This is a genomic window from Paenibacillus phytorum (genome assembly GCF_013141715.1).
GTDB lineage: Bacteria > Bacillota > Bacilli > Paenibacillales > NBRC-103111 > Paenibacillus_E > Paenibacillus_E phytorum.
Map to the genome: position 1 here is coordinate 1 of NZ_WHOA01000192.1, position 5,451 is coordinate 5,451.

At 43.5% G+C, this 5,451-nt stretch carries 2 protein-coding genes; both read left to right on the forward strand.

From position 1 onward, the window contains the following. On the forward strand, positions 1-615 hold a 615-nt coding region (locus GC098_RS27390), incomplete at its 5' end, for an OmpL47-type beta-barrel domain-containing protein (RefSeq protein ID WP_216625444.1). Between the two features lie 664 nt (positions 616-1,279). Then, the coding region (locus GC098_RS27395) for an Ig-like domain-containing protein (RefSeq protein ID WP_171646373.1) at positions 1,280-5,451 on the forward strand (4,172 nt) is incomplete at its 3' end.

Here is a 5,451-nt window from a genome sequence, read left to right on the forward strand (position 1 = left end):
GTAAGCAATATTCATAAGATAGCTCCTGTAACCATCGCAACGTTAAGTCCGGCTGCGCCTAACGGCAAGAACAGCTGGTACACGACGGATGTGACCGTAAGCCTATCTGTAAGCGCCAGTGTTTACGGAGGCTCCGTAACAACGGAATACCAAGTGAATGACGGTGAATGGATCGTTTACACCGGCTCCATTCCAGCTTTCGGTTACGGAACTAATAAGCTCGGATACCGCAGCAAGGATCAGGCAGGCAATGAAGAACAACTCAAAACCGTCGAATTTAAAGTCGACATGACAGCACCAGTGCTTTCCGTCCAGTTGGATAAGACGTCGATTTGGCCAGCGAATCATAAAATGGTGACGATCAATGCCACGCTGAATTCTAGTGATGCTACATCGGGCGTTGAATCCGTGGTATTAACGTCCATCACGAGCAATCAACCGAATAGCGATCCAAGCGACATTCAGGCCAATTTCGGTACAGCCGCCACTTCCTTTAGCTTGCGTGCAGAGAAGTCGCGCATCTATACCATCACGTATACAGCTACCGATAAAGCTGGCAACAAAACGGTTGAATCTGTTACCGTCATAGTTCCTCATGATCAATCCGACAAATAGGGTGCACCTGGATCGTTTGTTGCGCTTTATGAAATTGCTACTCTCCCTGAAGAGGAGCGCGACAAGCCGCAAATAAGATTTTACACAGGCACTTTAGTGTACTTGAACGATAAGTACACTAAAGTGCCTATTTTCCAATGAAAAATGCAATGAAATGCTCTTTTTACACTAGGATTTGTGAACTGGTTAAAGTAAGATGTGGTCAACTGAGAGGACATGGATCATAACCGCCAGTTTCCTCCCGCTGGATTGTCGCCTGTCAATGGATATCAAGCACTTGTTGTTTCCAGCTATGCAACACGGTGGAAATTCCAGCTCCGAAGCGCTTTGAGGGTGTCCGCTTTTCATTCTAGGTGCACATTTTATAGAAAACACACAATTTGGAGTACACAATTTAACCATTTTACAGAAGAATACTCTTTTTACAATGTAACCTTTTATTATTATTTGCTACTATTACTACAATTCAACCCTTACGTTTATCGTTCGATGTTATTTCCCTCCGAAACTGCTTACTCCTTCATTATGGGATCCGGAATGAAATAATTGAGATTAACGATATCCTTGACGGCACTCGGGCGATTTGTTTTCGGGGGTGATAACAATGTAGACAAAAACGTATGCGCAAGCGAGAAAAAAATAAATATTTTAGGAGGAAGATTAAATGCTTAAAAGGCAACTTAATGCTTTAGTCGTACTGTGTATGCTAATAAGCCCATTCTTTATCCCAGGGAACAGCGTACAGGCAGCCACAAACGCTTCCACCAACAAGATCCAGTCAGAATTCTTTGTATCACCCTCAGGAAGTGATACCAATGACGGTTCTTACGATCATCCTTTCGCCACCCTGCAGGCGGCTCGGGATGCCGTTCGCTTGATCAACAGCAATATGACGGGTGATATATACGTATTTGTTGCTGCTGGGGATTATTACGTCAATAATACGATATCTTTTAATGAAAGTGACTCGGGAACCAATGGATTTAATGTCATTTATCGAAATTTGGATAGCTTAGGAACCGCGAAGTTCATTGGCGGCAATAAAGTAACTTCAGAGTGGAATGTGGTAGAGCGTACAGGTGCGGATACAGACCTGCCTGCTAGCGCTAATGGAAACGTATACAAAACCTTTGTCGGCACAGGGATTAATTTCAATACTTTATATGTGAACGATACAAGGGCAGTAATGGCAAGAACCAAAAATTTAAATATTGATCCGAGATTTCCTGCTTCTCAAACGGATTATATGAGATCAGCAGGCGGCGGAGTCAGTAATTTGATCTATAATGCCGGTGATATTGATGCGGCCTCATTAAACGGACTAGTCAACGCGCAGGCACGCGGCGAACTAGACGCCCAGGTGTATATGTGGGACGGAGGATATTGGGACTGGATGACGGATACCATCCCATTAGCGAGTATTAATACTTCAACTCGCAATATAACCTATAAAACCGTACCGGGAAATCCTGCGGCTTATCGTCCCAAATATGCGACACGTAATAACGCGCGATACTTTTTACAGGGCAATTTAGGATTCTTGGATCAGCCTGGTGAATATTACTTTAACAAAAATACCGGATATCTTTACTACTATCCGTTAGCCGGATCCGAAAGCTTGGATAGCCAGGACATTGTGATCCCTGCCGTTGAGAAAATCATTGATATCATGGGAACGTCCCGTACAAGCATGGTAACGCATATCACCTTCAGCGGCCTGGAATTTAAAGACACGAATTTCCCAGATTACTACGCCTATGGTTGGAACTGGGGAGATGCCGGTGATGGAGTGGGCTATTATCCGCCTGCAGCTGCAGGAAGCACACAGCCGTCATATGCCGAACAATCCGAAAGAGTTGAGTTTCAGGTGGGTGTCATTACACTGACCAATACCAACAACATTACGATTACTAATTCGCATATCAAAAATGCGGGTATGTTCGGTATTGAACTCTACCTTGCCAATGATCATACCTTAATTAGCAATAGCCTTATCGAATTTACCGGACATGGCGGCGTCAATATCGAAGGCGGTTATCCCGGAGTAGGCGGAGATACAAACGGAAACGGCTACAGCAACAATAACACCGTTACCAATAGCATGATCCATGATATTGGTCAGTTGGTGGGTCAAACCTCCGGTGTTACAATCAATAATTCCGGATATAACACGATTTCACATCTTGAGATATACAACTCTCCAAGAAGAGGAATATTCGTAACGGCAGGATATAGCAGAAATCCAAACGTAGCCTATCCAAACGGCGATAAAAATTTTAATATTATGACGGATATGTATACGCATGATAATTCTTTCTCCTATATTTACTTACATGACATGCAACAGGACGGTGGGGATGACGGCGCATTCTTCTCCTACTCTTTATACAAGGGTTCAACGAATTACAAACCGAATTATATTAATCAGATGCTTATAGACAGCACTGCAGCAAACCCAAGCATGACAGACATCGCACCCAATGGTATAAATCTGGATGTGGGGGCTTCTGGATTTCAAATCAGCAATCTTAAAACTGTAAATCCTCAGCATTTTAATGCAGAGGTAAACACGATTACTCAGTATGGCGATAAGATAACGCTTACGAACACCAATATTGATTTTGGTTCGCATACGAATCAACTAAACACGTTTAATGATTCCTTAATGGATTATGCAAACATAGGTGTGGGGACTGACTTTCCAAGTGTTTATTTGCCCGTCAGAAACTCATTTCAGGAACCAAGCAACATTTATTTCAAAGATGCGTTTGAAAGCGGTATCGATTTATCAAAATGGTCTTTTAAAGGAAATGCGCCTGTTGTAACTACGGAATGGATGTCTGAGGGTGCATTGAGTGGGAAGCAGGCTTTGAAGATCAATAGTGATAGCGCAGCAACTGGTTCTAAACCTGTGTTATATCGCAATTTTTCAACGAATCTTAATAAAATTGTGACTGTAAAATTGTTCGATAGACAGAGTGGTAATCAGGCTCCTTACGATTCAGGTACCTCGATCTCGTCAACGGTAAAATCCTTGGCGCGAGTAGACAATGGCAGCAATGCTGTTGGGTTAGGTCTGGACACAACTGTAAATGGAAGCTTTTATGTCATGTTGAATGGAACGACTGAAAGTGCAACTCCTGTTCGTCGGATCTACGGCTGGCATGAGTTGAAATGGGATTACACAAGCGGTACTGATGTAAAACTATACATCGACGGCGTATTCGTTGGGACCATAAACAACGTGACTAATTTCAATCATGTTGATCTAGGTTCTGATGATGGCAAAGGCGTAAGCTATTACGACCAATTGTACATCTATGGAGGCAATGTTGCGCCAGAGGCGGGTTCAATACCGATGCCCGTTGTACCTGCTTATGATTCTTCCAATGATAATGTCGTTCGGCTAGATAAAAACTTTGAAGACGGCGTGGTACCAACCTTTAGTCTCAAGGGTGCAAATCCTCCTGTATTGAGCGTTATAACCGATCCGAATAATTCGAGTAATAAAGTACTGCAAGATGTGATCGGGGATGGGCAAGGTTATTATCAAACGGGAGCCCCATGGAACAACTATATAGTCAATATGAAGTGGAAATTTGTTGGTTGGGGAACTAATAATGTCCTGAATCAGCAATATGATAATTTTACAATCTATGTGATGACGAATGGAAGTGAACCGAATCCTCCAGCCTATCAAGTCGTCTATAGAAGGAACAAATTAGGAATCACTGGTTTTCCATCGGGCACACCTTACTTTGAAATTTCGAAGCATACTCCTACAAGTGATATATCACTAGGAAAGGCTGCAGTGCCAAGCGGGTTCGTTGCAACAGACTGGCATAACCTTGAAATCCAAACATACGGTGGCAAAGTCGGGTTTGTTGTTGACGGAACCAAAATTTTATCGGCTAATGACGGGACTTACACCTCTGGGGGTGTAGCTTTTGGTGGAATTAACTCCACTGTCTTGCTGGACGATATTAAGATTACCTCCAATCCGACGTTCGTAAGTTATGGATCAAACTTCAACCTGGGCAACGTTAACTTGAACGGTACTTTCAATCCAGGTTATTTAACGTATGGAGCCACTGTTATCGATAATTCACAGCCTGTCACTTTGAAAAGACCTGTACCACTGATCGCTGGTGCGAGTACCGCTGTTTCGCTTAACGGTGTCGATATTACAGCAAGCTTCCCTGACTATACAACTCAGACTGCGCTGAATCTAATGAAAGGAAGAAATACGTTGGTTCTATCGGAAACCACGACGGCAGGAACCAAAAACTATACGATTTACATTGAGAAAGTCTATACGATCTCATCCATTGATCCAATTGCGCCAATAACAACCGAACTTGGAACGGCTCCTGTTGTGCCGGCAGCAACCCAGATTACATTTGGCGACGGTACCAGCCAAACCGCTAACATTGTGTGGGATACTGTAAAACCGTCGGATTATAAAAAGACGGGGATGTTTACGGTAAATGGACAACTTGTTGGATTTAATGCTCAAGTTAGTGCAACAGTATCTGTTGAGGGACTCAAGTCTATTGGTACCCTTGAAGATGTGACCACTCTCGCCGGTACAGCGCCGGTGCTAGCAGAGACAATTAGCGCCCAATTCTCAAACGGAGCGAGAGAATTAGCGTTAAATTTCGCAAATCTCGACCCTGCGCTGTATGCAAACCCAGGCACATTCATTGCGGTTGCAAAAGTTGATCAGTATGCTGGGGATGTATTGCAAAAAGTGACAGTTAGCAACATCGACAAGACGCCTCCGGCTGAAGCAACGTTGTCAGCTGACGTTACAGCGCCAACCAATAGGGACGTTAC